Here is a 24,810-nt window from a genome sequence, read left to right on the forward strand (position 1 = left end):
CGTCTGGCCACCCCGCCAACGACTAAAGGTGTAACTGGAAGCATAGACCCCAGAGCGATTCCCGGCCCGGGTTATTCAGCCCGCCGCTGATTGCACCGTCTTGTGCACGGTCTCCGCGAGCTGCAGCAGGCGCGGCAGGTAATCCTCCCGGAGCATCGGCAGCGGCACCCGCGCAGCGTTGGTGCTGATGTTCACCGCGCCGAGCAGATCGCCATTGCCGGCAAATACCGGAGCGGCGACTGAACGCAGACCCAGGTCCAGCTCCTGATCGACGATGCTGTACCCCTGTTTGCGCACCTTGAGAATGTCCTCCCGCAGGGCGCGCTTGCTGGTCAGTGAATGAGGGGTATGTGCCTGCAAGGCCACCTGATCCAGTCGCGCGTCGAGTTCCGCATCGGGCAGTTGCGCCAGCAGTACGCGACCCATGGAGGTATAGGCCGCCGGCAGCCGGGTGCCCGGCGACAAGGTGATGGCCATCAGCCGGTGGGGAGCCGCCGAGCGCACCACATAGACCACCTCGGTTCCATCCAGCACGCTGAGCGAGGACGACTCGCCGATCTCTGCGGTGATGTCCTGGAGGTAATGCTGGATCACCGCCCGGTACTGATTGGACGCCTGGAAGGCATGGCCCAGCTCCAGCACCCGTGGCGTCAGTTCAAAGTATCGCCCGTCGCGCCGGACATACCCCAGCGACTCCAGCGTCAGCAGAAAACGCCGCGCCTTGGCCCGGTCCATGCCGGTCAGTCCGGCCATTTCGGTCAGGGTCAGGCGCGAATGTTCGGCATCGAATGCCCTGAGAATCTGCAGGCCTGAGGCCAGCGCCGCCACGTAATCGCGGTCCCCGGGTTTGAGTTTGTTGTCCAGAGCGAGGCCCTCCTCCATCAAGAATGCTGCGGATCTTAACACTGTTCGCAGTCCGAACACTGGGTGGATATTCCGAATTCGACCAAGGTGGGAGTTGACGGAGCAGCAGCATCTCCGACATCATGTTCGCAAGTAGAACATAAGTTCGCACTACGAACAAAGCGCAGAGCCGCTTCAGGAGACAAGTGATGGCAGAATTCCTCTCTCTGCAGGACGCGGTGAAAACCCTGATCAAGGACGGAGATACCGTCGCGATGGAAGGCTTCACCCACCTGATTCCCTTCGCCGCCGGCCACGAGATCATCCGCCAGGAAAAGCGTGACCTGACCCTGATCCGCATGACGCCGGACCTGGTCTACGACCAGCTGATCGGCGCCGGCTGCGTGAAAAAACTGATTTTCTCCTGGGGTGGCAACCCCGGCGTCGGCTCGCTGCACCGCATGCGGGACGCCGTGCAAGCGGGCTGGCCGCGCCCGCTGGAGCTGGTCGAGCACAGCCATGCCGCCATGGCCAACGCCTTTGAAGCCGGCGCGGCCGGCCTGCCGCTCGCTGTGCTGCGCGGCTACATCGGCAGCGATCTGCCCATGGTCAACGACCAGATCCGATTCATTGAATGCCCCTTCACCAGCGAACGCCTGGCGGCGGTACCGTCGATACGCCCGGATGTCACCGTCATCCACGCCCAGCGTGCCGACCGCAAGGGCAACGTGCTGGTCGAGGGGATCGTCGGAGTACAGAAGGAAGCAGTGCTGGCAGCCAAGTGCAGCATCGTGACCGTGGAAGAGATCGTTGATGATCTCGGTGCCTCGGTTAACGCCTGCGTTATTCCCAGCTGGGCTATCACTGCCATCGCCGTGGCAGAGCGGGGCGCGGCGCCCTCCTATGCGCTGGGTTATTACGAGCGCGACAACGCCTTCTACAAGAACTGGGACGGCATCGCCCGTGACCGCGAGCTGTTCCAGAACTGGCTGAAAGAGAACGTATTCGAGAAAGGAGCCGCCTGAGATGACTACCGAATTCACCTCCTCGGAAATGATGAGCATCACCGCCGCGCGGGCTCTGCGAAGCGACATGACCTGCTTCGTCGGTATCGGCCTGCCCAGTGAGGCAGCCAACCTGGCGCGCCTGACCCACGCTCCCGACATCACCCTGATCTATGAATCCGGCACCCTGCAGACCGCGCCCGACGTACTGCCGCTGTCCATCGGCGACGGCGAGCTGTGCTCTTCGGCTTTGACCACAGTGTCGGTTCCGGAAATGTTCCGCTACTGGCTGCAGGGCGGCCATATCAGCGTCGGCTTCCTCGGCACCGCGCAGATTGACCGCTACGCCAACCTGAACACCACCCTCATCGGCGACTACCGCAATCCCAAGGTGCGTCTGCCGGGTGGTGGCGGTGCGCCGGAGATCGCCACCAACGCCCGCGAAGTGTTCATCACCGTCAAGCACTCCAAGCGCACCTTCGTGAAGGACGTGGATTTCATCACCACCGTCGGCTTCGGTCGCGACGGCAAGGCACGGGACAATGTGCCCAACATCGGCCGTGGCCCGACTGTGGTCATTACCGACCTGTGCATCCTCAGACCGGATGAGCAGACCAAGGAGCTGGTAGTGACCTCCCTGCACCCCGGCGTCACCCGCGAGCAGGTGATCGAGGCGACTGGCTGGGAGATCCGCTTTGCCGACCAGCTGGATACCACACCGGCGCCCACAGAACAGGAGCTGATGGTGCTGCGCGAACTCAAGGCTCGTACCGAAGCTCACCACGCCGGCAACTGAGGAGTCGACATGACTGACGTATTTATCTGTAACCCCAAGCGCTCGGCCATCGGCCGCTTTGGCGGCACCCTGTCCAGCGTGCGACCGGACGACCTGGCCGCCCGCGTGTTCGAGGCCGTACTGGCTCAGGCTCCCGAGCTGAACCCGGAAGCCATCGAAGAAGTCATCATGGGCTGTGCCAACCAGGCCGGGGAGGACAACCGCAACGTTGCCCGCATGTCCGCGCTGCTCGCCGGTCTGCCGACCAGCGTGCCCGGCACCACCATCAACCGCCTGTGCGGCTCCGGCATGGACGCAGTCGGCACCGCCTTCCGTGCCATCAAGGCCGGCGAGATGGACCTGGTACTGGCCGGTGGCGTCGAGTCCATGTCCCGCGCGCCTTATGTCATGGGCAAGGCCGACAGCGCCTTCGCCCGTGGTCAGAAAATCGAAGACACCACCATCGGCTGGCGCTTCGTCAACCCGTTGATGAAGAAGCAGTACGGCATCGACTCCATGCCCGAGACCGCCGAGAACGTGGCGGAGCAGTTCAACATCTCCCGGGAAGACCAGGACCTGTTCGCCCTGCGTTCCCAGGAAAAGACCGCCAAGGCCCAGGCAGAGGGTATCTTCGATGAAGAGATCGTCGCCATCGAGATTCCCCGGCGCAAGCAGGAGCCGTTGATCTTCGACAAGGACGAACACCCCCGTGCCTCCACCATCGAAAAGCTCAACGCATTGCCTGCTCCCTTCCGCGAGAACGGCAGCATCACCGCGGGTAATGCCTCCGGCGTCAATGACGGTGCCGCCGCCATGCTGGTCGCCAGTGCCGCCGCGGTACAGAAGCACGGCCTCAAGCCGGTTGCCAGGGTGCTCGGCATGGCCACCGCCGGCATCGAGCCGCGGATCATGGGCATCGGCCCGGTCCCGGCGGTACGCAAACTGCTGGACAAGCAGGGCCTGACCATCGACCAGATCGACGTTATCGAACTCAACGAAGCTTTCGCTGCCCAGGGCCTGGCCGTCATGCGCGAGCTCGGCATCAAGGACGACGACGCGCGGGTCAACCCCAACGGCGGCGCCATCGCCCTGGGCCACCCGCTGGGCATGTCCGGCGCGCGCCTGCTGATGACTGCTGCCCTGCAACTGCAGCGCAGCGGCGGCCGCTACGCGCTCTGCACCATGTGTGTGGGTGTGGGGCAGGGGATTGCCATGCTGATCGAGCGAGTATAAATCCCAGCCGGCAACAGGGCGTCCACCAGGCGCTCTGCTGTCGGCATTGCTCTTCATGAAAGACCGGCCGATAATCATGTGGTGTATTTAAAATCATATTGTGAGGCTTCAAGCCATGGCCCAACGCTACATACCCACGCCGCAGAATAGCGACCTCCAGCGCTCAGGCATCATGAGCACCGCGATTCTCACCGAGCTGGGGTTGGGCGCCAGCACCCAGGATCTGCACCAGGCGGTGGAACAGGGCCTGACCTGGGGCACCTTCCAGAAACTGATGAACGTCGTCAGCCACAACAAGAAACAGCTGTCAGCCATCCTGCGCATTCCTCCCGCCACATTGGACAGGCGGGCCAAGGGCGGCCGGTTCAGTGCCGAAGAAAGCGATCGGATAGTTCGCTACGCGAAAATTCTGATGGCAGCTGAGTCATTATTCGAAGGTGACAGGGCCGCGGCAATTCGCTGGCTCGAAACGCCGGCCAAGGCGCTGGGAGGCAAACAGCCAAGCGAGCTGATATCGACCAGCGTGGGTACCAACGCAGTGCTGGATCTGATCGCGCGGATTGAGCACGGGATCATCACCTGATGAGCCAGGTAGCCACCTACTACCGCATCGTCAAACGCCAGTATGTTGATGAGGCTTTCTCGGGCGACGGCTCGATGAAGTTCGGTGGCCGCTGGAACCCCAAGGGCGTGCCCTGCGTATACGCTGCCGGCAGTGCATCACTTGCCACGCTGGAGACACTGGTGCACCTGCAATCGACCGGGCCGCTGCCGGCATTCGTGCTGCTCACCATCGAGGTGCCGATAGCCGAGATCCGTTATCTTGCCGACAAGGATCTACCCCGCGACTGGAGAAACGACCCGCCTCCGTTGAGCACAATGACAATGGGAAAAGGCTGGATAGATTCGGGTGACGGCGTTGCCCTCGTCATTCCCAGCACAGTCATCCCCATCGAGAGCAATGTGATCCTTAATGTGAATCATCCGACGTTCAAGAATTGTCTGAGGACGGTGAAGCCAGTGGCGTTTGAGCTGGATCAGCGGCTGGTTAAATGATGGGTGCGTAATCATGATTGCAGAGAATACCAATGGAGCCCGCTATGACAAGGAAAGCATGGACAGAAGAGCAGGTGAAACTGGCTTTTCACCTCTACTGCCAATTGCCCTTTGGCCGGTTGCATCATAGCAACCCAGAGGTTATCGCCCTGGCCAACCTTATTGGCCGCACCCCTTCGGCCGTCGCGATGAAACTAGTCAACCTGGCGAGCTTGGATCCAGTTATCGTTGGTTCCGGCCGTAAGGGCCTGAGCGGAGCGTCAAAGCTCGACCAGGCGGTCTGGGATGAGTTCCATTCCAACTGGGAGGGGCTGGTCATGGAGGCTAATCGCATCCGAGAAGCCCTTGGCGATACGACTGCCTTCACTTCGCTCCATGTCGATGACCAACTGCCCGACTACACCGGCCAAACCCGAGCCCAAATTATTCAGCAACGCATAGGCCAAGCGTTCTTTCGCCGAACCGTGCTCTCCAGTTACCAAAGCCGTTGCTGCATAACCGGCCTAGCCGAGCCGCGCTTATTGCTGGCGAGCCATATCGTCCCCTGGCGCCAGGACAAAGCTAATCGCCTCAACCCTCACAATGGCCTTTGCCTGTCCGCGCTGTATGACCGTGCTTTTGATCAAGGATTGATCACATTAGACGAAGATTGGCGGGTGGTGTTGTCCGTAGCGCTGAAAAGGCCCGAGCCACCGCTGCAGACACACTTCCAGTCTGTTGAGGGCCAGAAGATTGAACTGCCGGAGCGGTTCAGTCCAGATCCGCAACTCGTGCAGCAGCACAGGGAGCAGGTGTTTCTCGGCTAAGTTTTGGTAAGGGCCTCGATCGGCCGTTACTAAATTAGTAATCACATTTGCTAAAGCTAACTGAAGGCTCCGGGCTCGGTGCTCGGATGGGAGAGGAGTTGGGGTGTTGGTTACTATCGGCACGGCGACGCAACCAGCCAGGTTGCGCCGCCTTTCCAGTCAGGCGGTTTGCTTGACCAGCAGCTCCGCCATCTTCTCTGGGCACTCTACTGCCGGCACATGCCCGACATTTTCCCATACCAGCGGCGCTGCTGCGCCCAGTGCGCTGGAGAGCGCTTCCAGCGAGCTCGGCGGCGTCGCGACGTCATCGGTACCGGCAATCACATTGACCTTGGGCAGTTGCTTGCCCTTGAAGGCTTCTGTGAAGTTGCACCTTCCGAGCATCTCACACAGCAGGGCATAGCTGCGCTTGTCGGTGCGGCCCAGCTGGACGCGCCAGCCGTCGATCAGAGCCGGCTGTTGTTCACAGGCGCGGGGGCCGAACCAGCGGGGGACGATGTCCTTGGCCATGGCTTCCAGGCCCTGTTCCATTACCGCGACGGAGCGCTGCAGCCAGCCGTCGGGGGTGCCGATGACCGGGCCGGTGTTGGTCAGGGTGGCGGACAGCAGCCTGTCGGGGTGCTGGCTCAGCAGTTGCTGGCCGATGACGCCGCCAATGGAGGTGCCGGCAAAATGGAAGGTCTGCGCGCCGGCAATTTCAGCGAGCGCCAGCGCTTCTTCTGCCAGGTCCTGCGCTTCGATGGCACCGGCTTCTTCAGGCCAGGCGCTGCTGGCGCCGTGGCCGGGCAGGTCCCAGGTGATGATCCGGAAGTTATCCAGCAGTGCTGGCAGCATGTCGTCCCAGATGCCCTGGGTCATGCCCAGCGGATGGGCAAGTACCAGCAGCGGCTTTGCGCTGTCGCCCAGCAGGCGATAGCTGATGGTGCGGCCCTTGTGCATGCAAAACGTCATGGCGTTCTCCCGTTCGATGAATATTGGCAGAAGTTCGTTATGTGAACTGCTGTTTGATAGCCGAACATGTTGCGACCCGGCATCGTGGCCCGTCAAGGGGGCCGTGTGCATTTGCGATGAAAGTCGAACATGTGGCGCAGCATCGGTCCGGTCAGGGGTAGCGCCCGGTGAGGCGGTTTTCTACCAGCTCCGCAAGGATGGTGTTGGTCAGGCGCATGATGGCGTTGGGGTTTTCTCCGGCGCGCCGGGATGCCAGTACCGGTGCGGTGATGTGATCATCAGCCAGCGGCATGTATTCCACGCCTTCACGCTGGAGCCGCCTCACCTGTTCCGGTACCAGGGTGAAACCCATCTCCGAGGCGACCAGTGACAGTGCCGTCTGCAGGTCGTTGACCTGCTGGATGATGTTGACCTTCAGGCCGCGCCGGCGGAACAGGCCGAGTGTCAGGTCGGCGAAGTTGGGCCCGGCGGTGGCGGGGAAGGCGATCATATTGACCTCTGCCAGCTCCTTCATGCTGGGAGGGCGAATGGTAAGCGGATGCCCCACGGGCAGGGCCGCGATGAGCGGCTCGTCGAACAGCTTTTCCTGTTCGACGTCCGGGTCCTCGATGCGGATGCGGCCAAAGCCGATATCGATCCTGCCGGCCTTGAGCGCCTCGACCTGTTCGCGGGTCTTCAGCTCGTGGAGGACGATCTCCAGGTTCTTGTTCTGCCGCAGGCGCCGCACCATGAGCGGCAGTTGCCCGTAGAAGACCGAAGGCACGAAGCCGATGGAAAAGATGGTCTTGCGGTTCAACGCGATGCGGCGGGTATCGGCGACCGTCGCCTCTACCTTGTCGAGTATCTGCTGGGCATGGACGAGGAAATAGCTGCCGCCAGAGGTCAGCTCCAGACCTCTGGCCTTGCGGATGAACAACTCCACGCCGATCTCTTCTTCCAGCTGTTTAATCGCCCTGGTCAGTGGTGGCTGGGCGATGAACAGCTTTTCTGCCGCTCGGGTGAAGTTGCGTTGTTCCGCGACTGCGACGAAGTAACGCAGGTGTCTGAGCTCCATCCATACCTCCAGGGTATTGCTGTCTACTTATTCAATATTGGTCGGCGTAATAAAAACTTCATATCGTCGGAATCACAGTTTCATTGTTACCGATTCCGGAGAGCCAAATGACCGCCACTATCCAGTCCATCGAAGCCGTCCTGGTGGATATACCGACCATCCGGCCGCACAAGCTTTCGATGGCTACCATGGGCGTACAGAGCATGGTCATCGTGCGCATCAGGGATTCTGACGGTCTTGAAGGGCTTGGCGAGGCGACCACTATCGGCGGTCTGGCCTACGGCCCGGAGAGCCCCGAGAGCGTCAAACTTACCATCGACGCCTATCTCGCACCACAGCTGATCGGCAAGCCGGCGACCAACATCAATACCCTGAGGGTAGACCTTGGTCGTAGTACCCGTGGCAACAATCTCGCCAAGTCCGCCATCGAAACCGCGCTGCTGGATCTCATGGGCAAGCGCCTGAATCGCCCCCTGGCTGAGCTGCTTGGTGGCGCTGTGCGACAGCACCTGCCGGTGCTCTGGACCCTGGCCAGTGGTGATACCGACCGGGATATCGACGAGGCCAGGACGCTGATCGCGGCCCGTCGGCACTGCGACTTCAAGCTGAAGATCGGCTCGCGCCCATTGATGGAGGACGTACGTCACGTTGCCGCGATCAAGACGGCGGTGGGCGACGAGGCCAGCGTGCGGGTGGACGTCAACCAGGCCTGGGACGAGTCGACCGCCGCCCGCGGCATGGCCGAACTGCAGGCGGCTGGTATCGATCTGGTCGAGCAGCCCACGCCCATGAAGGACTTCGCCGCCCTGGCGCGCCTGTCCGCGAAATTCCATATCCCGATCCTGGCCGACGAGGCCGTCGCCGATGCCACCGATATGTACAAGCTGGCCGCGGAAGGCTTCAGCGGTGCGGTGGCGATGAAGATCGCCAAGGCCGGCGGTCCGCTGCGTGCGCTGGAACAGGCGGCCGTGGCCCAGGCGGCGGGCATCGGCCTGTACGGCGGCACGCTGCTGGAGGGCACCATCGGTACCGCCGCGTCGCTGCATGCCTGGGCGACCCTGGATCACCTGCAGTGGGGCACCGAGATGTTCGGCCCGCTGCTGATGAAGGACGACATCGTGGTGCAACCGCTCAAATACCACGAAAACGGTGTTGATCTGCCGACCGGCCCGGGGCTGGGCGTCGAGATCGATGAAGACAAGCTGGCTGAATACCGCCGCAAGTAAGGAGAGATACCCATGCTGTTCAAGGTTGAGATGAAGGTGAACATCCCGCACGACATCGATGCGGACGTCATCAACGAGATCAAGGCGCGGGAGAAGGCCTATGCCCAGGACCTGCAGCGTCAGGGCAAGTGGCGTCACCTGTGGCGGGTGGCCGGCAGCTACGCCAACGTGAGCATTTTCGATGTGGCAGATAACGCAGAACTCCAGGAGCTGATCAGCAATCTGCCGCTGTTCCCCTACATGGACATCACGGTTGCGCCTCTGTGTCGCCACCCATCGTCCATCCACGAGGGCGACCGCTGAGGCCAGGCGGAACCTCTGGTGCCAGCGGACAAGGTGGCACCGCCCCCTGATGAGATTGCGAGCTCGAGAGACGTGATCCAGACAAGAACAAGTACGAGGAAAGAACCATGACTGTCAAGACTATGCACACCGAAGAAGTAAAAGAACTGCTGCACAAGGTTGCAGGCCTGCACACCGAAGGTGGCGATGCGCGCACCAAGAAGATCGTTCACCGCTTCATGAGCAATATCTTCCAGCTGATCGAGGACTTTGACGTGACTCCGGAGGAGTTCTGGACCGCCGTCGACTATGTCAGCCAGCTGGGCAAGAACAATGAGGCGGCGCTGCTGGCGCCCGGTCTGGGCATGGACAAGTACCTGGACATCCGCATGGATGCCGAGGACGAGGCCGCCGGCCTGGCGGGCGGTACCCCGCGCACCATCGAGGGCCCGCTGTTCGTTGCCGGCGCGCCGCTGTGCGAAGGTTTTGCGCGTATGGATGACGGTACCGACACCACCTCGGAAACCATGCTGATCAAGGGCCGGGTCACCGACACCGAGGGCAACCCGATTGCCAATGCCGTGGTGGACATCTGGCATGCCAATGCCCACGGCGGTTACTCCTACTTCGACAAATCCCAGAGCGACTACAACCTGCGCCGTCGCATCAAGACCGATGCCGAAGGCCGCTACGTTGCCCAGTCGATCATTCCCGCCGGCTATGGCTGCCCGCCGGACGGTTCCACCCAGCGCCTGCTCGACCTGCTCGGCCGTCACGGCCGCCGTCCGGCGCACATCCACTACTTCGTGGAAGCGCCCGGTCACAAGCACCTGACCACCCAGATCAACCTGGCCGGTGATGAGTACACCTACGACGATTTCGCCTTTGCCACTCGCGATGAGCTGGTGGTGGATGCGAACCGGGTGGAGCACTCCGCCGAAGGTGCGCGTTTCGGTGTGACCGGCCCGGTGACCGAGGTCGAGTTCAACATCGAGCTGGTACGCACCGACAAGGCCGACCTGCAGGATCGCCACGCCCGCCCGCGTGCCCTGGAAGAAGCCACCGCCTGACAACAACAAGGGGAGTTACGTCATGACTCGTCAACTTGATCAAATCGAAAGTCTGATCCGCGGTGCGGTGGAAGCCGATCCGACAACCGGGCGCTACCGTGGCGACCGCCGGGCGTTCACCGATGAGCAGCTGTTCGAGCTGGAGATGAAATACATCTTCGAAGGCAACTGGGTGTTCCTGGCCCATGAGAGCCAGGTACCGAATCCCGGTGACTATTTCACGCTGACCGTAGGTCGTCAGCCGGTGGTGATCACCCGCACCAAGGACGGGGAGCTGCAGGCGCTGCTCAACACCTGTTCGCACCGTGGCGCTACCCTGTGCCGCAAGAAGCGGGGCAACAAGTCGTCCTTCACCTGCCCGTTCCACGGCTGGACTTTCCGCAACGACGGCAAGCTGCTCAAGGCGCGGGATGAGAAGAAGGGCGGTTATCCGGAGCAGTTCAACACCGGCGGTTCCCATGACCTCAAGCGCCTGCCGCGCTTCGAGAGCTACCGCGGCTTCCTGTTCGGCAGCCTGAATGCTGACGTCTCCACGCTGGAGGAATACCTCGGCGAGAGCGCCCGGATCATTGACCAGATCGTCGACCAGTGTGAGGAGGGTCTGGAAGTGCTGCGCGGCACCTCGACCTACACCTACGACGGCAACTGGAAGCTGACCGCCGAGAACGGTGCCGACGGCTACCACGTGGGCACCGTGCACTGGAACTACCTGTCCACCATGGGTCAGCGCAACTATGAGAAGGGCGGCACCGCGGCGGTGGACGCCAAGGGCTGGTCCGGCGACGGCGGCTTCTACTCCTTCGAGAACGGTCACATGATGCTCTGGACCGAGCTGAAGAACCCCGAAGTGCGGCCGATCTACGCCCACCATGAACGCCTGAAGGAGAAGCTCGGCGAGGCGCGTGCGGACAACATCGTCAACACCACCCGCAACCTGTGCCTGTACCCCAACGCCTATCTGATGGACCAGTTCTCCACCCAGATTCGCGTGCTGCGTCCGATTTCGCCGACCAAGACCGAGATCACCATCTTCTGCTGGGCGCCGAAGGGTGAGGCCCCCGAGCTGCGTGCCAAGCGCATCCGTCAGTACGAGGATTTCTTCAACGTCAGCGGCATGGGCACGCCGGATGACCTGGAGGAATTCCGCGCCTGTCAGGAAGGCTATCAGGCGCAAGGCCTGCGCTGGAACGACATGAGCCGCGGTGCGGCCCACTGGATCGAAGGTCCCGACGAAGCCGCAAAGGCCATCGGCATGAACCCGCTGCTCAGCGGCGCCAAGCCGGAAGACGAAGGCCTGTACGTGACACACCATCAGTACTGGGTGGATGAAATGCTGCGCGCGGTTGAGAGCGAGCGGGCACGGTTCATTGCGCTGAGCAGCGAGGAGGCATCGGCATGAGCATGAATTTCGAACAGATCCAGCAGTTCATCTTCCGCGAAGCGCGCCTGCTGGATGACCGCCAGTGGGATGAGTGGCTGACCTGCTACCACGAGGACGCCACCTACTGGATGCCCTGCTGGGACGATGAGGACACCCTCACCGAGGACCCGCAGACCGAGCTGTCGCTGATCTACTACCCCAACCGTGCCGGGCTGGAGGATCGGGTATACCGCATCAAGACCGAGCGCTCCAGTGCCAGCTCCATGCCGGAGCCGCGCACCACTCACCTGCGTACTAACATCGAGATTCTCGAGCAGGAAGGGAGCACGGTGAAGCTGCGCTACAACTGGCAGACCAACAGCCACCGCTACCACAAGACCCAGATGTTCTTCGGTACTGCCTTCCTGACACTGGATACCAGCGGCGAGCAGCCGGTGATCACCGAGAAGAAGGTCATTCTGAACAACGATTACATCAACCAGGTGATCGATATCTACCACCTGTGATGACCGGGCGTACCGCTCAGGAGCCACCGACATGAGTTACAACATTGCACTGAACTTTGAAGACGGCGTGACCCGCTTCATCAACTGCAACGAAGGCGAGACCGTGCTGGACGCGGCCTATCGCAACAAGATCAACCTGCCGATGGACTGTTCCGATGGCGTCTGCGGCACCTGCAAGGGCGCCTGCCAGCAGGGCAGCTACGAGCTGGGCGACGAGTACATCGAAGAAGCGCTGACCGACGACGAGGCCGAGCAGGGCATGATCCTCACCTGCCAGATGGTCCCCTCCAGCGACTGCGTAGTGACCATTCCCGCGGCGTCGACGCTGTGCAAGACCGGTCATCTGGAAACCACGGGTACGGTCAGTGAGGTCAACCTGATCTCGCCGACGGCGATCGAGCTGAAGATCACCGCCGATGAAGACATCGCCTTCCTGCCCGGCCAGTACGTGAACATCACCGTACCCGGCACCAGCGAAACCCGCGCGTACTCCTTCAGCTCGCGCCCCGGCAGTCGGGAATTGAGCTTCCTGATCCGCAACGTGCCGGGCGGGCTGATGAGCTCCTGGCTGGTCGGTCAGGCCAAGACCGGTGACAAGGTCACGCTGGCCGGCCCGATGGGCATCTTCTACCTGCGCCCGGTGGGCCGTCCGCTGCTGATGCTGGCCGGTGGCACCGGTCTGGCGCCCTTCCTGTCCATGCTGGAGCACCTCAAGGCCAGCGGCAGCAGCCAGCCGGTTCACCTGATCTACGGCGTGACCAATGATGAAGACCTGGTAGCGGTCGAGGCGCTGGAAGCCTATGCCGCAGACATCGAGAGCTTCACCTTCAAGACGGTGGTGGCCGATGCGCAGAGCGGGCACCCGCGTACCGGGTATGTAACCAACCACATGGAAGACGCGCCGATCAACGACGGTGATGTCGACGTCTACCTGTGCGGCCCGCCGCCCATGGTTGATGCGGTGCTGGGCTACTTCCGCGAGGAAGGGATCGAGCCGGCGTCCTTCCACTACGAGCGCTTCACCCCCAGCGTGGCGGCCGAGGAGGCAGCATGACTCCCCGCTTCAGCGGCAAGGTGATGGCCATCACCGGTGCCGCCCAGGGCATCGGCAAGCGGGTGGCCGAACTGGCCGGCGCCGAGGGCGGCCGGCTGGTGCTGGTGGATATTGCCGGGTATGTGCATGAGGTGGCCGCTGAACTGCGGCAACAGGAAATGGAGGTCCTGTCGCTGCAGGCTGACCTGGAAACCTGGGAGGGCGCCGAGAGTATCATGGCGGCTGCCCACCGGGAGTATGGCCGCATCGACGTGCTGATCAACAACGTCGGCGGCACCATCTGGGCCCAGCCCTATGAGCACTATCAACCCGAGCAGATCCAGAAGGAAATCCAGCGCTCGCTGTTTCCGACCCTGTGGTGCTGCCGGGCGGTACTGCCTTACATGGTCGCGCAGCAGAAGGGCGCCATCGTCAACGTTTCCTCGGTGGCCACCCGTGGCCTGATGCGCGTGCCCTACGGCGCAGCCAAGGCCGGGGTGAATGGACTGACGGTGAACCTGGCGTTCGAATATGCCGAGCAGGGCATCCGCGTCAACGCGACTGCTCCGGGCGGCACCGAAGCACCACCGCGCCTGACCCCACGCAATACCGAGGAGCAGGGCGAGCAGGAGAAAGCCTGGTACCAGACGCTGATCAAGCAGACCAATGACAGCAGCTTCATGCATCGGTATGGAACGCTGGATGAGCAGGCTGAACCTATTCTGTTCCTGGCGTCGGATGCGGCGAGTTATATCACCGGGACGGTGCTGCCGGTGGCGGGTGGGGATCGGGGTTGAGTTTAACCCCGCTCCCCCTCACCCGATCACCCACCCCTCCAACTGCTCCCTCAACCCCCTCGGCAGCGGCGCCGGTCGGCCGGTATCCGGATCTATCACCACCATCACACTCGACGCCGCCACCTGCACCTCGCCCTTGTGCAGCGCACAGCCGGTGAAGCGGAACGAGCTGTTACCGATCTGACTGATCCCTGACGCGAGCTCCATGGTCGTCCAGCTCATGTGGTAGTCAGTGAAACTGATATCCACCGCCGCCACCATCACCCGTAACCCCTCGAAATCCAGCTGGCGGATGCCGCCGAAGCGCGCCTGTTCCATATAGCGGCCCAGCGCCGCTTCGCTGCGCTGGCTGTCGGCGTCGATGTCGGAGAAGCGCGGGGTCAGTTGCTGGCGCACCGGGAAGTTGTGGGCGTGGTGCAGCTGGTTCAGATACGCCGTTTCCGGCAGGGTCGCTTCCTCGCCAGTGGCCAGGGCGCTGAGCCGTTCGCGGATGTCATCCGGCAGCACGGTGCGCTGACCCTGCTGGGTGGCGCCCATCAGGGCGTCCTGGGTGCCGACCAGACGTCCGCCCTGGTACAGCTCGCTGAGCACATGGAAGCTGTCCTGGTGAACGCTGATTACCCGCAGCTGCGCCTGGATATCCTCGCCGTAGAAGGTTTCCTGGCGGAACTGGGTGTTGGTGCGCAGCGGGCGCAGGCGTACCTCGTCGGAGAACCAGGCGTCCGGGCCGAACTGCTGCATGTGGGCGCGCATGCGCACTTCCTGGTGCAGCTGATAGATGCGCGAATTGTTCACGTGCCGCCAGTTGTCCAGGTCGGTATAACGCGGGGACAGGGTGCAGGTGAAGATCGAGTCGTTGTTGGTCTTGGTCATTATCGGGCTCGTGCATCGGAGAATGTCTTGGTGATCCGAGCATCCGCATTTCCTTCGCCGGACGCAATCTCATCAGTCAGGCAAATACGCCGGGATCAGCAAACTTCGGCTGAACCCCCTCATCCTGTGCCCGGTCACAAGCTTCAGTACCCATCGCCCGCATCATCCCGAGGAGGTTCCCCATGGCTGCCAACGTCAGTGATTATCTCGTGGAGCGCCTGTATCAGTGGGGCGTGCGCCGCATCTATGGCTACCCCGGCGACGGCATCAATGGCGTGATGGGCGCGCTCAATCGGGCCAATGGCAAGATCCGCTTCATCCAGGCGCGCCACGAGGAAATGGCAGCCTTCATGGCCTCGGCCGATGCCAAGTTCTCCGGCGGGCTGGGGGTGTGCCTGGCAACCTCCGGTCCGGGGGCGTCCCACCTGATTACCGGTCTGTATGACGCGCGCATGGATCATATGCCGGTGCTGGCGATTGTCGGCCAGCAGGCGCGCAGCAGTCTGGGCAGCCATTACCAGCAGGAGCTGGATCTGGTTTCGATGTTCAAGGACGTATCGGGCTCCTTCGTGCAGCAGGCCAGCGCGCCGGCGCAGGTGCGGCACCTGGTGGACCGGAGCATTCGAGTGGCCTTCGGCGAGCGTCGGATAGCCACCATCATCCTGCCCAATGACCTGCAGGAAGCAGAGTACACCGAGCCAGAGCGCTCCCACGGCTTCGTGTTCTCCGGCATCGGCTACAGCCGGCCGCTGGTGGTGCCCCATCAGGAAGATCTGGAGATGGCAGCCGAAGTGCTGAATGCCGGGAAGAAGGTCGCGATTCTGGTCGGCGCCGGTGCGCTGGAGGCAACCGATGAAGTGATCCAGATAGCCGACAAGCTCGGTGCCGGGGTGGCCAAGGCCCTGCTCGGCAAGGCGGCATTACCGGATGAGCTGCCCTGGGTGACCGGCTCCATCGGCATGCTCGGCACCGAGCCGAGCTATAAGCTGATGAACGAGTGCGACACCCTGCTGATGGTAGGCTCGGGCTTCCCCTATGCCGAATATCTGCCGGAGGAGGGCAAGGCCCGAGGCGTGCAGATCGATATCAAGGCGGACATGCTGAGCATCCGCTATCCGATGGAGGTCTGTCTGCAGGGCGACTCGGCGGAAACCCTGCGCCGGCTGCTGCCACTGCTCGACGAAAAGACCGATCGCAGCTGGCGCTCGAAGGTGGAAGCCTGGCGCGAGGGCTGGGAGAAGACCCTGGAAGCCCGCGCCATGGTGGAGGCCAACCCGATCAACCCGCAGCGGGTGGTGTTCGAGCTGTCGCCACGCCTGCCCGATCGCGCGGTGGTCACCTGCGATTCCGGCTCCTGCGCCAACTGGTATGCCCGGGATCTGAAGATGCGCCGGGACATGCTCGGCTCCCTGTCCGGCGGGTTGGCCTCCATGGGCGCCGCGGTGCCCTATGCCATCGCTGCCAAGTTCGCCCACCCCGACCGGCCGGTGGTGGCGCTGGTGGGCGACGGGGCGATGCAGATGAACAACCTGGCCGAGCTGATCACCGTGGCCAAGTACTGGCAGGAGTGGGACAACAAGCAGTGGATCTGCGCGGTGTTCAACAACGAGGACCTCAACCAGGTGACCTGGGAGCAGCGGGCGATGGAGGGCGATCCGAAGTTCGAGGCCTCGCAGAATATACCCGACGTACCCTACCACCGCTTTGCCGAATCCATCGGTCTCAAGGGGATCTTCGTCGACCGGGAAGACCGGGTGGCAGCCGCCTGGGAGGAGGCACTGGCCGCCGATCGCCCGGTGGTGATCGAGTTCAAGACCGACCCGGACGTACCACCCCTGCCGCCCCATATCAAGCTGGAGCAGGCCCGAACCTTTGCGTCCGCCCTGTTGCAGGGGGACCCGGATCAGGCAGGGATCATCAAGCAGTCGGCAAAACAGGTACTGAGCCGGATTCTGCCCGACAGAAAGTGAGCGGGAGCCTGCCTGCCGGGAGAAAAGCTGAACTGTGCGGCGGGCGGGCGAGTCGAAATCTTTACCAGATCACAAAGGGGAGTCTTCCATGCTCAAGTTTCTCGCCAGCACCGTAGGCATCATCTTCCTGGTCGGCCTGTTGGTCATCATCGGTCTGCTGATGCTGATTTTCTGAGGCGTGCACTCCAGTCGTTCCAGCGGGCATTGAGCCAGAGCGACAGTCCGATCACCCCGCCACCTATTGCCAGGCGCAGCAGGTCGGCCTGCTGATTCCAGATCAGCAGGTTGACCAGCAGTCCCGCCGGAATCAATGCGTTATTCATGATGCCGAGCGTCCCGGCGTCGACCTGAGTCGCGCCGCGGTTCCAGAAGAAGAATCCAAGCCCCGAAGCCACCAGCCCAAGCCAGCCGAGCACTCCCCAGTGCAATGACGTGGTGGGCATCCGCTCGTGATTGCCCAGCAGCAGCCAGGCGGGCAGGGCGACCAGCAGTGCGCCGATGAAGAACAGCCCGAAATTCTCCCATTGCTGACGGGAGCTGACCCGGTTATGCAGGATCAGATGAGCATAGCCCACCTGACCGGCAGCAAAGGCCAGGTTGGCCAGCTGAAGCAGAAGAAAGCCCTTCATATAGGCATCGCTGATGCCATCGTAGCGGATGATGCCGGCGCCCAGCACGGCCAGCAGGGTGGCCACTACCGGGCCGATGCTGAATTGTCGGCGCAGGGCATTGTCCAGCAGGGCGATGTACAGGGGGGTGAAAATGGTGAACAGCAGAACTTCCGGCACCGTCAGCAACTCGAACGACAGGTACAGGCATATATAGGTCACCCCGAACTGCAGCGCGCCGATGCCCAGCAGGCCGGCGGTCACGCCGCGGGGCACCCTGCCAGGGCGCAGTAACGGCAGAAACAGCAGGCAGGCCAGCAGAATGCGGGTGAGTACTGCGAAATAGCTGTCCACCTGCCCGGCGAGGTACTCGCCGATCAGGCTGAACGAGAAGGCCCATAGCAGGGTAACGGCGATCAGGTAGGGCATGTGTTTCCTTCGATACTGCAGGGAGGCCGCGTGGTGGGACGGCGGATGGAGCATCACTATACCGCGCTGATGATTTTTATATGAAGCTGTGTCAAATTGACGGCTCATGACTGACCCGACAGTCAAAATCCACATCAAGTAAGGAAGCATCATGGGTAAAGCAGGGATCGCAATTACAGTATTGATGGCCACGGCAGTCGCAGGGACGGCGGGCGCCTGGTACACCGGCACGCAGCTTGAAGGTGTGCTGCGGCAGAATATCGAACAGGGCAATGTGCAGCTGGCCAGCCAGTTTCCAGAGGCAGAGGTCTCCCTGCAACTGGTCGATTTCCAGCAGGGCGTGTTCAGCAGCAAGGCCCGCTACCGCCTGGTCATGCAGTCGGCCGAGGGTGAAACAGACCTGGATATCTTCGTCCGCGACCATATCGAACACGGCCCGCTGCCCTTATCCCGTCTGACTTCGTTCAAGATCTGGCCGGTGATGGCGGTGAGCAATGCCGAGCTGGAGCGTACCGAACGTCTGGCTGGCCTGTTCGCAGCGAGCGGGGGGCGCGCTCCGGTGGCGATGATCAGCAACGTCGGATACGGCGGCGGTATCAACGGCGAGATCGCGCTGGCACCGCTGAGCTGGAGCGGTGCGACCTCAACCGGCACGTTTTCCGGCCTGTCGGCCCTGTACAGTACCGATACGACAGCCGAGACCCTGAGACTGAAAGGCCGGGTGGACTCGCTGGAGCTGAATGGCGACGCCCGTGTCAGCCTCGTGGGGGTGGATTTCGCCCTGGACCGGACCCGGGATGATTCCGGGCTCTACCTGGGTACGGGCAAGGTCGAGGTGGATCAGCTGGCGGCGGTCATCGATGGCCAGCCGGCGCTGGTGCTGAACGAGATGCTGCAGACCGATGTCACCGCGCTCAGCGACGACGGCGCCAGTGTACAGCTGAACTACCGGCTGGGTTCGGTCAATTATGGCGCCGCCCGGCTGGGCTCGGTGGACATGGGCTGGACACTGAGCCGGCTCGACCCGCAGGCCCTGCTGGAACTGGCCGGCATCTACAACAGCGCGGTCGTCGGCGAGCAGGATGACCACCCCCGGGAGACCCACGAGCAGGCCCAGGTGGCATTGGAGCAGCTCCTTGAACGCCATCCGCGTGTGTCCCTGGACAACTTTGCCATACGCACCGCCAACGGCGAGAGTCGCCTCAGTCTGGGAGTCGAGCTGGATCGGCCACTGTCACTGGAGCTGCCGCCCGCCATGCTGGTCCCGCAGCTGATCGGCAACCTCGAGGCCCGGCTGGTGCTCTCCAAACCCATGCTGATGGACATGATTCGTCACAAGGCGCTGTTCCAGCCGGGGGCCGATCTGGCTGCGGTGGAGCAGGAGGCGGTGATGATGGCGGAAATGGTCGCCGGCATGGCCGAGATGCTGCAACTGGGGCGGGTGGAAGGTGACAACATTCTGACCCAGCTCAGCTATACCGGTGGGGCCCTCAGCCTCAACGGTCGGGCCATCGAGCTGGAGGACCTTGTCGCCCTGCTGTCAGGCGTGCAGGCCCTGCCGTAGGCGATGTGGCAGCGCCTGCCTTGGCTCCGCCATACGAGGCGGCTACCATGGAGCGCTCTGGGCCGTGTCATGCAGTCACGGTCGGCTGAACCGGGAAGCTACAAATGAATTCCAACGATGCGTTGCACCTGATGCTGGCCCTGCTGGTGCTGGGTTTTGCACTTCTGGGTACGGGATACACTTTCAGGGACAAGGGTGCGGGTGTGGCGCTGATGCTGGCCGGTTCCGCCGTGGTATTGACGACCATCGGCGCGCGCATCATTCGGGTGGTGAGTCTGTAGCGCCGTAAAGCCGGGGCCGCCGATGCGGCTGGCCCCGGCGGCTTGTCAGAAGTGTGCCTTGACCAGCAGGTTGGTCACGCTCTGATCGGTATCGAAGGCGCTGCTGTCCTTGATGCCGTACTTGTTTTTCCAGTAGCTGTATTCGATACCCGCGTACAGCTTCTTCGGCTGCCAGCCCAGTGCCTTGCCCAGGTCGTATTTGACCTGCGGATTGAAGTGGAAGTTGGCCTGCTTGCCATCCCCGTCATTGTCGACGATCCAGTCGATGTAGCCGTCAATCAGGATGTCCGACCTGCCCACCGGCAGGGTGATGCCCCACACCGGGGTGATCTGCCATGAGCCGCGCACGCCTTCCGGTGAATCGGAATGGCGGTAGTAGGTGTTCAGCTGCAGGTAGTCGAAACCGGGAACGGCCAGGTCGAAGCCGGGCCCGAGCAGGTAGTTCTTGATGTCACCGCGGCCGCGCTCATAGGTGCCGGCCAGCAGGACATCGGTGATCGGGCCGAATCCGAGTTCCTTTCCGCTGATCTTGCCGAAGGACAGACGCGGGGCGATCTCGCCATACCAGGTACTGTTATTGCCCGCTGCGTCCTTGGCACCGTTGTAATGGATGCTGTCGACGAACACGAACAGGTCGCCGACGCTCCAGCCGCTGACGTGCTCGAAGGTCACCGCCTGCTGGATGGCCGGGTCGACCTCGAAGTCCTGGCCGTAGAGATAGGTCAGGCTGTTGTCCTGCCAGAGCAGAGGGGAGGCGGTGGCTAGACCGCTGGCTATTGCGAGGCCCGCCGCTGCGGCGCCCTTGATCAGTGTGCGCATGGATGATTTCCGGCTGCTGATTGACGAAGCGCGCCATATTAAACTGCCAGCGGTGTGCTGTCAGTAGCCTGCCTTGATTACCTCGATCCCCTTGCCCAGGACCCGTCGCCAGGCTTCCAGCCCGGCCTGATCGGTTTCGCCGTCGTGCTTGCGGATGGTCAGCAACAGGGCGTCGAGCCAGTAATCGTACAGGTGCGGCTGGATATCGAGCTTCTCCCTGGAGTGGGATTCGGCCAGCGCCTTCAGCTTGGTGGGCGGCAGGCCGCGCGCATAGAGCACCAGGTTGAGAATGCCGGCGCGCAACAGGTGCTTCTGCGCGGTCATGTCGGTACCTGCAAACTTGGCGGCTACCTCCGGTGAGCTGGTCAGAAAGCTCGCGTAGAAGTCCTCAAAGAAGCTGCTGCTCCTGCAGCAACGGCCATAGCTCTGGAAAACCAGATCTTCATCAGTCATGTGTCTGTCAAGCCTTGTAGCTGCCCATTCTGAACGGTGGGCTTTTTTTGCGGTTGGGGTGCTGCAGTGGAGAGCATCGGTGATATGGTTTGAAGCTCGCGGCGGGGGAGCATACCCCAACCGCGCCGCCGGGGGCAGGCCTTGCTTCAGTCGAGGCCATATTGCGGTCATGTTCGAGGACGAGTCGGGATGTTGTTGATACGCGGGTTGAGCTGGCTGATCCTGTTTCAGCTGCTGGGCACGGCCCTTAATGTGCTTTTTCTTCCTTTTCTGCCCAGTGCCATCATCGGCATGGTGTTGCTGGTGATATTCCTGCGGGTGCGCGGCAGTGTCAGCGAGTCGGTGGAGACGGCCTCGTCCGGCCTGCTGCGCTTTCTGCCGCTGCTGCTGACACCACCGGCTACCGGGATCATGATGTACGGCTCAGAGATAGCTGCCGATGCCGCGGCGATCCTGATCAGCCTGACTGTCTCGTTCATCCTTGTGGTGCCGCTGACCGGGCACCTGATGCAGTTTCTGGTGCGGCGCCAGGCGCGCAGGGAGGGGGCATGAACGCGCTGTCCATGGCCTGGGCCGCGGTGGTGGCGCACCCGCTGTTTCTGATCGGGCTTACCCTTGGTGTCTACCAGCTGGGGCAGGCACTCTATGAGCGGACCCGTATGGCGCTGCTGCATCCGCTCATCGTCGCCATCGCGCTGCTGATCCCGGCGCTGTGGCTGCTCGGGCTGGAGTATCCGGTCTACCGCGACGCGGTGTTTCCGCTGACCATGCTGCTGGCGCCGGCGACCGTAGCGCTTGGCGTGCCGCTGTACCACAACCTGCGGCGTATACGGCAGTATTTCTGGCCGGTGATGATCAGCCTCATGGTGGGCGGGCTGTTCGTTACCATACTGACTCTGCTGCTGGCCTGGCTGCTGGGGGCCGATTTCACCATGCTGATGACCCTGGCACCCAAGTCCCTGACCACGCCAATCGCCATGGCGGTAGCCGAACAGGTCGGTGGTATCGCTGCGCTGGCAGCGGGCTTTGTCATGTATACCGCAGTACTCGGGGCGCTGATGGGGCCCTGGCTGCTGACCGTTACCGGCGTGACCGAGCCGTCGGCCCGGGGGATGTCGCTGGGGCTGGCCGCCCACGCGGTGGGCACCTCCCGCGCGCTGGAAGAGGGCGACGAAACCGGCGCCTTCGCGGCGCTGGCCATGAGCCTGATGGGTATTGCCACGGCACTGCTGCTGCCGGTGGCGGTGGCTGTGTGGTTCATGTTCTGAGCTGGTGGTTTCCGTTCCCGGCCGAAGATGCCGGGAACGCCTCCTGCTGTTCCCTGTCAGAAACTCTGCGCTCGTTCGGCCGTGTGGGCCTGAATCCAGTACAGTAAGGAGCTGCACAGATGGAACTCGATCCGCTGCTGCTATCCCGCCTGCAGTTTGCTTTTGTGGTGTGCTTTCACGCCATTTTTCCGGTATTCACCATAGGCCTGGCGACCTTCATCGCCTTCCTCGAGCTGCTTGCCTTCCGAACGGGCAATGCGGCATGGACACGCCTGTCCCAGTTCTGGATCCAGGTATTCGGCGTGGCCTTCGCGATGGGGGTGGTGTCGGGCATTGTCATGTCCTTCCAGTTCGGCACCAACTGGAGCAACTTCTCCTACGCGGCGGCCAACTTCATCGGGCCGATGCTCAGTTACGAGGTGGTGACCGCGTTCTTCCTCGAGGCCGCCTTCCTCGGCGTGCTGCTGTTCGGCCGCAACAAGGTGCCACCGGGCATGCATCTGTTTTCGGCGTGCATGGTGGCGCTGGGCACCTTCATCTCCGCGTTCTGGATTCTGGCGGCCAACAGCTGGATGCACACCCCGGCCGGTACTGAACTGGCGGACGGCGTGTTCGGTGTCACCAGCTGGGGTCAGGCGATCTTCAACCCCTCGTTCCCCTATCGTTTCGCCCACATGGTAGTGGCTTCCTTCCTCACCGGGTCCTTCGTGGTGGCGGGCGTCAGCGCCTGGTACCTGCTGCGCGGGCGAGAGGTGGAGACCAACCGCCGGGCGCTGTCCATGTGCCTGTGGCTGATCCTGATCGGCGCGCCGGCACAGGCGGTGATCGGTGACTTCCACGGCTTGAACACCATGGAGCATCAGCCGATCAAGATTGCTGCCATCGAAGGCAACTGGGAGACGGTACGTGGAATGCCGCTGCTGCTGTTCGCCATCCCGGATCAGGAAGCCGAGCGCAACCATTTCGAGATAGGTATTCCGAAGCTGGGCAGCCTGATCCTGACCCATGATCCGAACGGCGAGATACCCGGTCTCAAGACGGTAGCCCCGGAGGAGCGGCCACCGGTCTGGATCGTGTTCTGGGCCTTCCGCATCATGGTCGGAATCGGTCTGCTGATGATCGGCTGTGCGCTGGCCGGCCTGGTGCTGCGCAAGGGCGACCGTTACTGGCGGCAGCCCTGGTTCCTCAACACCCTGCGGCTGATGGCGTTCACGCCATTCGTGGCGGTGTTGTGCGGTTGGGTCGTCACCGAGGTGGGACGCTTCCCCTGGCTGGTCTATGAACAGATGAACCAGCTGGACGGCCTTACCCCCTCACTCACCGGTCCGATGGTGCTGTTCACCCTGCTGGGCTACATCACGGTCTACGCGGCGATCTTCAGCGCGGGAATCTACTATCTGATGCGGGTGTTGCGTGCCGGTGTCGAAAGCATCACCGGGCCGGATGACGTTCATGACATCGAGCGGCCCAAGCGTCCGCTGTCGGCCAGCCACGTTCGCATCGAAGAGGGAGGCGAGCCCCATGCATGGCATTGATCTGAGCATTATCTGGGCGGTGATCATCGCCTTCAGCATCATGATGTACGTCCTGATGGACGGCTTCGATCTGGGCGTGGGCATTCTCTTCCCCTTCGCCCCCGATGAAGAGGCCCGTGACGTGATGATGAACTCGGTGGCACCGGTATGGGACGGCAACGAGACCTGGCTGATCCTGGCGGGCGCGGGCCTGCTGGCCGCCTTCCCGCTGGTGTATTCGGTATTCATGCCTGCGCTCTACATCGGTGTGTTTCTGATGCTGGCGGGGCTGATCTTCCGTGGCGTGGCGTTCGAGTTCCGTTTCAAGGCGCAGCGCTCGCGCAACCTGTGGAACTGGGCCTTTGCCGGCGGCTCGATGGTGGCGGCGATTGCCCAGGGGGCGGTGGTGGGGACCTATATCGAGGGCTTCAATACCGTGGATGGTCGCTATGTCGGCGGTGCGCTGGACTGGCTTTCACCATTTACCGTACTTACCGGCCTCGGGCTGCTGGCAGGCTACATGCTGCTTGGCAGCACCTGGCTGATCATGAAATCCGAAGGCTATATCCAGGACTGGGCCTACCGGCTCGCGCCCTGGTTGCTGCTGGTGGTGCTCGGCGTGTTTGCCATCGTCAGCGTGTGGACGCCACTGGTCGACCCTTCGGCCTTCGAGCGCTGGTTCAGCGTGATACGCATCATCTGGATCTTCCCGGTGCTGGCGCTGGTGTTCGCCTGGCAGGTGTGGCGCAGCATCCGGCGTCGCTATCAGGTACGGCCTTTCATCGCCACCATGGGCATGTTCGTGTTTACCTTTCTGGGTCTGCTGGTCACCAAATGGCCCTATGTGGTGCCGCCGAATTACACCCTCTGGGATGCGGCCTCGGCACCGGGCTCGCAGCTGTTCCTGCTGGTGGGCATGCTGTTCGTGATACCGGTGATTCTCACCTATACGGCCTGGAGTTACTGGGTGTTCCGCGGCAAGGTGCGGGCGGGCGAGGGCTATCACTAGGGATA

General features: G+C 62.5%; 28 protein-coding genes. 21 read left to right on the top strand and 7 right to left on the bottom strand.

The genetic code is table 11. From position 1 onward, the window contains the following. Positions 1-75 precede the first annotated feature (75 nt). Positions 76-882, bottom strand: coding sequence for an IclR family transcriptional regulator domain-containing protein (locus IEW63_RS11275; RefSeq protein ID WP_188636737.1), 807 nt, complete (start codon positions 880-882; stop codon positions 76-78). 170 nt (positions 883-1,052) lie between these two features. On the opposite strand from IEW63_RS11275, the gene IEW63_RS11280 reads away from it, so the two are divergent. From IEW63_RS11280 to IEW63_RS11305, 6 genes are all read left to right on the top strand, one after another. Further along, positions 1,053-1,868 (top strand): CoA transferase subunit A, encoded by an 816-nt coding sequence (locus IEW63_RS11280; RefSeq protein ID WP_188636738.1) that lies wholly within the window; start codon positions 1,053-1,055, stop codon positions 1,866-1,868. Between the two features lies 1 nt (position 1,869). Then, the gene (locus IEW63_RS11285; protein WP_188636739.1) at positions 1,870-2,643 is read left to right on the top strand and encodes a CoA-transferase subunit beta; all 774 of its coding nucleotides are present in this window, start codon (positions 1,870-1,872) and stop codon (positions 2,641-2,643) included. A 9-nt stretch (positions 2,644-2,652) separates the two neighbouring features. Further along, positions 2,653-3,855 (top strand): 3-oxoadipyl-CoA thiolase, encoded by a 1,203-nt coding sequence (gene pcaF / locus IEW63_RS11290; protein ID WP_188636740.1) that lies wholly within the window; start codon positions 2,653-2,655, stop codon positions 3,853-3,855. 115 nt (positions 3,856-3,970) lie between these two features. Beyond that, positions 3,971-4,438, top strand: coding sequence for an Xre family toxin-antitoxin system antitoxin (locus IEW63_RS11295; RefSeq protein ID WP_188636741.1), 468 nt, complete (start codon positions 3,971-3,973; stop codon positions 4,436-4,438). Continuing rightward, positions 4,438-4,911, top strand: a complete 474-nt coding sequence (locus IEW63_RS11300; protein WP_188636742.1) for an RES family NAD+ phosphorylase — start codon at positions 4,438-4,440, stop codon at positions 4,909-4,911. Before IEW63_RS11295 ends, IEW63_RS11300 begins: the two co-directional genes overlap by 1 nt. A 44-nt stretch (positions 4,912-4,955) precedes the next feature. Next, a complete protein-coding gene (locus IEW63_RS11305; RefSeq protein ID WP_188636743.1) occupies positions 4,956-5,717 on the top strand; it encodes an HNH endonuclease in 762 nt (253 codons plus the stop codon). 159 nt (positions 5,718-5,876) lie between these two features. Here IEW63_RS11305 and IEW63_RS11310 read toward each other — a convergent pair whose 3' ends face one another. Both IEW63_RS11310 and IEW63_RS11315 read right to left on the bottom strand, forming a co-directional pair. Continuing rightward, positions 5,877-6,668 carry an alpha/beta fold hydrolase gene (locus IEW63_RS11310; protein ID WP_188636744.1) on the bottom strand — a complete coding sequence of 264 codons (792 nt, stop codon included), beginning with the start codon at positions 6,666-6,668 and terminating at the stop codon, positions 5,877-5,879. A 151-nt stretch (positions 6,669-6,819) separates the two neighbouring features. Then, positions 6,820-7,722, bottom strand: coding sequence for a LysR family transcriptional regulator (locus IEW63_RS11315; protein ID WP_188636745.1), 903 nt, complete (start codon positions 7,720-7,722; stop codon positions 6,820-6,822). 107 nt (positions 7,723-7,829) lie between these two features. Between IEW63_RS11315 and IEW63_RS11320 the strand changes: the two genes are divergently transcribed. The 7 genes from IEW63_RS11320 to benD all read left to right on the top strand — a co-directional run bounded on the left by IEW63_RS11320 (position 7,830) and on the right by benD (position 14,017). Further along, complete coding sequence (locus IEW63_RS11320; RefSeq protein WP_188636746.1) at positions 7,830-8,948, top strand: muconate/chloromuconate family cycloisomerase; 1,119 nt, start codon at positions 7,830-7,832, stop codon at positions 8,946-8,948. 12 nt (positions 8,949-8,960) lie between these two features. Next, a complete protein-coding gene (catC, locus tag IEW63_RS11325) occupies positions 8,961-9,251 on the top strand; it encodes a muconolactone Delta-isomerase (RefSeq protein WP_188636747.1) in 291 nt (96 codons plus the stop codon). 107 nt (positions 9,252-9,358) lie between these two features. Then, complete coding sequence (gene catA, locus IEW63_RS11330; protein ID WP_188636748.1) at positions 9,359-10,300, top strand: catechol 1,2-dioxygenase; 942 nt, start codon at positions 9,359-9,361, stop codon at positions 10,298-10,300. A gap of 22 nt (positions 10,301-10,322) precedes the next feature. Further along, positions 10,323-11,699 (top strand): Rieske 2Fe-2S domain-containing protein, encoded by a 1,377-nt coding sequence (locus tag IEW63_RS11335; RefSeq protein WP_188636749.1) that lies wholly within the window; start codon positions 10,323-10,325, stop codon positions 11,697-11,699. Next, positions 11,696-12,187, top strand: a complete 492-nt coding sequence (gene benB, locus IEW63_RS11340) for a benzoate 1,2-dioxygenase small subunit (protein WP_188636750.1) — start codon at positions 11,696-11,698, stop codon at positions 12,185-12,187. The genes IEW63_RS11335 and benB overlap by 4 nt, the downstream gene beginning before the upstream one ends. 31 nt (positions 12,188-12,218) lie before the next feature. Beyond that, positions 12,219-13,241 carry a benzoate 1,2-dioxygenase electron transfer component BenC gene (benC, locus tag IEW63_RS11345; RefSeq protein WP_188636751.1) on the top strand — a complete coding sequence of 341 codons (1,023 nt, stop codon included), beginning with the start codon at positions 12,219-12,221 and terminating at the stop codon, positions 13,239-13,241. Beyond that, positions 13,238-14,017, top strand: coding sequence for a benzoate diol dehydrogenase BenD (gene benD / locus IEW63_RS11350; protein WP_188636752.1), 780 nt, complete (start codon positions 13,238-13,240; stop codon positions 14,015-14,017). Before benC ends, benD begins: the two co-directional genes overlap by 4 nt. A gap of 18 nt (positions 14,018-14,035) precedes the next feature. On the opposite strand, the gene IEW63_RS11355 is transcribed toward benD, so the two are convergent. Next, a complete protein-coding gene (locus tag IEW63_RS11355) occupies positions 14,036-14,890 on the bottom strand; it encodes an acyl-CoA thioesterase (protein ID WP_188636753.1) in 855 nt (284 codons plus the stop codon). Between the two features lie 182 nt (positions 14,891-15,072). Between IEW63_RS11355 and IEW63_RS11360 the strand changes: the two genes are divergently transcribed. Then, a complete protein-coding gene (locus IEW63_RS11360; RefSeq protein WP_188636754.1) occupies positions 15,073-16,860 on the top strand; it encodes a thiamine pyrophosphate-requiring protein in 1,788 nt (595 codons plus the stop codon). 88 nt (positions 16,861-16,948) lie between these two features. Continuing rightward, positions 16,949-17,035 (top strand): small membrane protein YohP, encoded by an 87-nt coding sequence (locus tag IEW63_RS14785; protein ID WP_158023955.1) that lies wholly within the window; start codon positions 16,949-16,951, stop codon positions 17,033-17,035. Here the strand turns inward: IEW63_RS14785 and IEW63_RS11365 are convergent. Beyond that, positions 17,007-17,897, bottom strand: coding sequence for a carboxylate/amino acid/amine transporter (locus tag IEW63_RS11365; protein WP_188636755.1), 891 nt, complete (start codon positions 17,895-17,897; stop codon positions 17,007-17,009). The genes IEW63_RS14785 and IEW63_RS11365 overlap by 29 nt on opposite strands. Before the next feature lie 151 nt (positions 17,898-18,048). On the opposite strand from IEW63_RS11365, the gene IEW63_RS11370 reads away from it, so the two are divergent. Both IEW63_RS11370 and IEW63_RS11375 read left to right on the top strand, forming a co-directional pair. Further along, the gene (locus tag IEW63_RS11370; protein WP_188636756.1) at positions 18,049-19,461 is read left to right on the top strand and encodes a YdgA family protein; all 1,413 of its coding nucleotides are present in this window, start codon (positions 18,049-18,051) and stop codon (positions 19,459-19,461) included. A 104-nt stretch (positions 19,462-19,565) separates the two neighbouring features. Next, positions 19,566-19,742 (top strand): hypothetical protein, encoded by a 177-nt coding sequence (locus IEW63_RS11375; protein WP_188636757.1) that lies wholly within the window; start codon positions 19,566-19,568, stop codon positions 19,740-19,742. 45 nt (positions 19,743-19,787) lie between these two features. Here IEW63_RS11375 and IEW63_RS11380 read toward each other — a convergent pair whose 3' ends face one another. After that, positions 19,788-20,561 (bottom strand): outer membrane protein OmpK, encoded by a 774-nt coding sequence (locus IEW63_RS11380; protein ID WP_188636758.1) that lies wholly within the window; start codon positions 20,559-20,561, stop codon positions 19,788-19,790. A gap of 60 nt (positions 20,562-20,621) precedes the next feature. After that, positions 20,622-21,014, bottom strand: a complete 393-nt coding sequence (locus IEW63_RS11385) for a globin (RefSeq protein ID WP_188636759.1) — start codon at positions 21,012-21,014, stop codon at positions 20,622-20,624. Positions 21,015-21,206: 192 nt separating this feature from the next. On the opposite strand from IEW63_RS11385, the gene IEW63_RS11390 reads away from it, so the two are divergent. The 4 genes from IEW63_RS11390 to cydB all read left to right on the top strand — a co-directional run bounded on the left by IEW63_RS11390 (position 21,207) and on the right by cydB (position 24,805). Then, a complete protein-coding gene (locus tag IEW63_RS11390; protein WP_188636866.1) occupies positions 21,207-21,566 on the top strand; it encodes a CidA/LrgA family protein in 360 nt (119 codons plus the stop codon). A gap of 11 nt (positions 21,567-21,577) precedes the next feature. Further along, complete coding sequence (locus IEW63_RS11395; protein ID WP_188636867.1) at positions 21,578-22,282, top strand: LrgB family protein; 705 nt, start codon at positions 21,578-21,580, stop codon at positions 22,280-22,282. A gap of 119 nt (positions 22,283-22,401) precedes the next feature. Next, positions 22,402-23,817, top strand: coding sequence for a cytochrome ubiquinol oxidase subunit I (locus IEW63_RS11400; protein WP_188636760.1), 1,416 nt, complete (start codon positions 22,402-22,404; stop codon positions 23,815-23,817). Next, positions 23,804-24,805 carry a cytochrome d ubiquinol oxidase subunit II gene (cydB, locus tag IEW63_RS11405; RefSeq protein WP_188636761.1) on the top strand — a complete coding sequence of 334 codons (1,002 nt, stop codon included), beginning with the start codon at positions 23,804-23,806 and terminating at the stop codon, positions 24,803-24,805. Before IEW63_RS11400 ends, cydB begins: the two co-directional genes overlap by 14 nt. The last annotated feature ends 5 nt before the right edge of the window (positions 24,806-24,810 follow it).

This window comes from Halopseudomonas pertucinogena, assembly GCF_014646575.1.
Classification (GTDB): domain Bacteria; phylum Pseudomonadota; class Gammaproteobacteria; order Pseudomonadales; family Pseudomonadaceae; genus Halopseudomonas; species Halopseudomonas pertucinogena.

Bases quoted from the DNA above. Each gene is read 5' to 3' on its own strand.
- IEW63_RS11275 (WP_188636737.1), bottom strand. From the start codon at position 882: ATGGAGGAGGGCCTCGCTCTGGACAACAAACTCAAACCCGGGGACCGC.
- IEW63_RS11280 (WP_188636738.1), top strand. From the start codon at position 1,053: ATGGCAGAATTCCTCTCTCTGCAGGACGCGGTGAAAACCCTGATCAAG.
- IEW63_RS11285 (WP_188636739.1), top strand. From the start codon at position 1,870: ATGACTACCGAATTCACCTCCTCGGAAATGATGAGCATCACCGCCGCG.
- pcaF (WP_188636740.1), top strand. From the start codon at position 2,653: ATGACTGACGTATTTATCTGTAACCCCAAGCGCTCGGCCATCGGCCGC.
- IEW63_RS11295 (WP_188636741.1), top strand. From the start codon at position 3,971: ATGGCCCAACGCTACATACCCACGCCGCAGAATAGCGACCTCCAGCGC.
- IEW63_RS11300 (WP_188636742.1), top strand. From the start codon at position 4,438: ATGAGCCAGGTAGCCACCTACTACCGCATCGTCAAACGCCAGTATGTT.
- IEW63_RS11305 (WP_188636743.1), top strand. From the start codon at position 4,956: ATGACAAGGAAAGCATGGACAGAAGAGCAGGTGAAACTGGCTTTTCAC.
- IEW63_RS11310 (WP_188636744.1), bottom strand. From the start codon at position 6,668: ATGACGTTTTGCATGCACAAGGGCCGCACCATCAGCTATCGCCTGCTG.
- IEW63_RS11315 (WP_188636745.1), bottom strand. From the start codon at position 7,722: ATGGAGCTCAGACACCTGCGTTACTTCGTCGCAGTCGCGGAACAACGC.
- IEW63_RS11320 (WP_188636746.1), top strand. From the start codon at position 7,830: ATGACCGCCACTATCCAGTCCATCGAAGCCGTCCTGGTGGATATACCG.
- catC (WP_188636747.1), top strand. From the start codon at position 8,961: ATGCTGTTCAAGGTTGAGATGAAGGTGAACATCCCGCACGACATCGAT.
- catA (WP_188636748.1), top strand. From the start codon at position 9,359: ATGACTGTCAAGACTATGCACACCGAAGAAGTAAAAGAACTGCTGCAC.
- IEW63_RS11335 (WP_188636749.1), top strand. From the start codon at position 10,323: ATGACTCGTCAACTTGATCAAATCGAAAGTCTGATCCGCGGTGCGGTG.
- benB (WP_188636750.1), top strand. From the start codon at position 11,696: ATGAGCATGAATTTCGAACAGATCCAGCAGTTCATCTTCCGCGAAGCG.
- benC (WP_188636751.1), top strand. From the start codon at position 12,219: ATGAGTTACAACATTGCACTGAACTTTGAAGACGGCGTGACCCGCTTC.
- benD (WP_188636752.1), top strand. From the start codon at position 13,238: ATGACTCCCCGCTTCAGCGGCAAGGTGATGGCCATCACCGGTGCCGCC.
- IEW63_RS11355 (WP_188636753.1), bottom strand. From the start codon at position 14,890: ATGACCAAGACCAACAACGACTCGATCTTCACCTGCACCCTGTCCCCG.
- IEW63_RS11360 (WP_188636754.1), top strand. From the start codon at position 15,073: ATGGCTGCCAACGTCAGTGATTATCTCGTGGAGCGCCTGTATCAGTGG.
- IEW63_RS14785 (WP_158023955.1), top strand. From the start codon at position 16,949: ATGCTCAAGTTTCTCGCCAGCACCGTAGGCATCATCTTCCTGGTCGGC.
- IEW63_RS11365 (WP_188636755.1), bottom strand. From the start codon at position 17,897: ATGCCCTACCTGATCGCCGTTACCCTGCTATGGGCCTTCTCGTTCAGC.
- IEW63_RS11370 (WP_188636756.1), top strand. From the start codon at position 18,049: ATGGGTAAAGCAGGGATCGCAATTACAGTATTGATGGCCACGGCAGTC.
- IEW63_RS11375 (WP_188636757.1), top strand. From the start codon at position 19,566: ATGAATTCCAACGATGCGTTGCACCTGATGCTGGCCCTGCTGGTGCTG.
- IEW63_RS11380 (WP_188636758.1), bottom strand. From the start codon at position 20,561: ATGCGCACACTGATCAAGGGCGCCGCAGCGGCGGGCCTCGCAATAGCC.
- IEW63_RS11385 (WP_188636759.1), bottom strand. From the start codon at position 21,014: ATGACTGATGAAGATCTGGTTTTCCAGAGCTATGGCCGTTGCTGCAGG.
- IEW63_RS11395 (WP_188636867.1), top strand. From the start codon at position 21,578: ATGGCCTGGGCCGCGGTGGTGGCGCACCCGCTGTTTCTGATCGGGCTT.
- IEW63_RS11400 (WP_188636760.1), top strand. From the start codon at position 22,402: ATGGAACTCGATCCGCTGCTGCTATCCCGCCTGCAGTTTGCTTTTGTG.
- cydB (WP_188636761.1), top strand. From the start codon at position 23,804: ATGCATGGCATTGATCTGAGCATTATCTGGGCGGTGATCATCGCCTTC.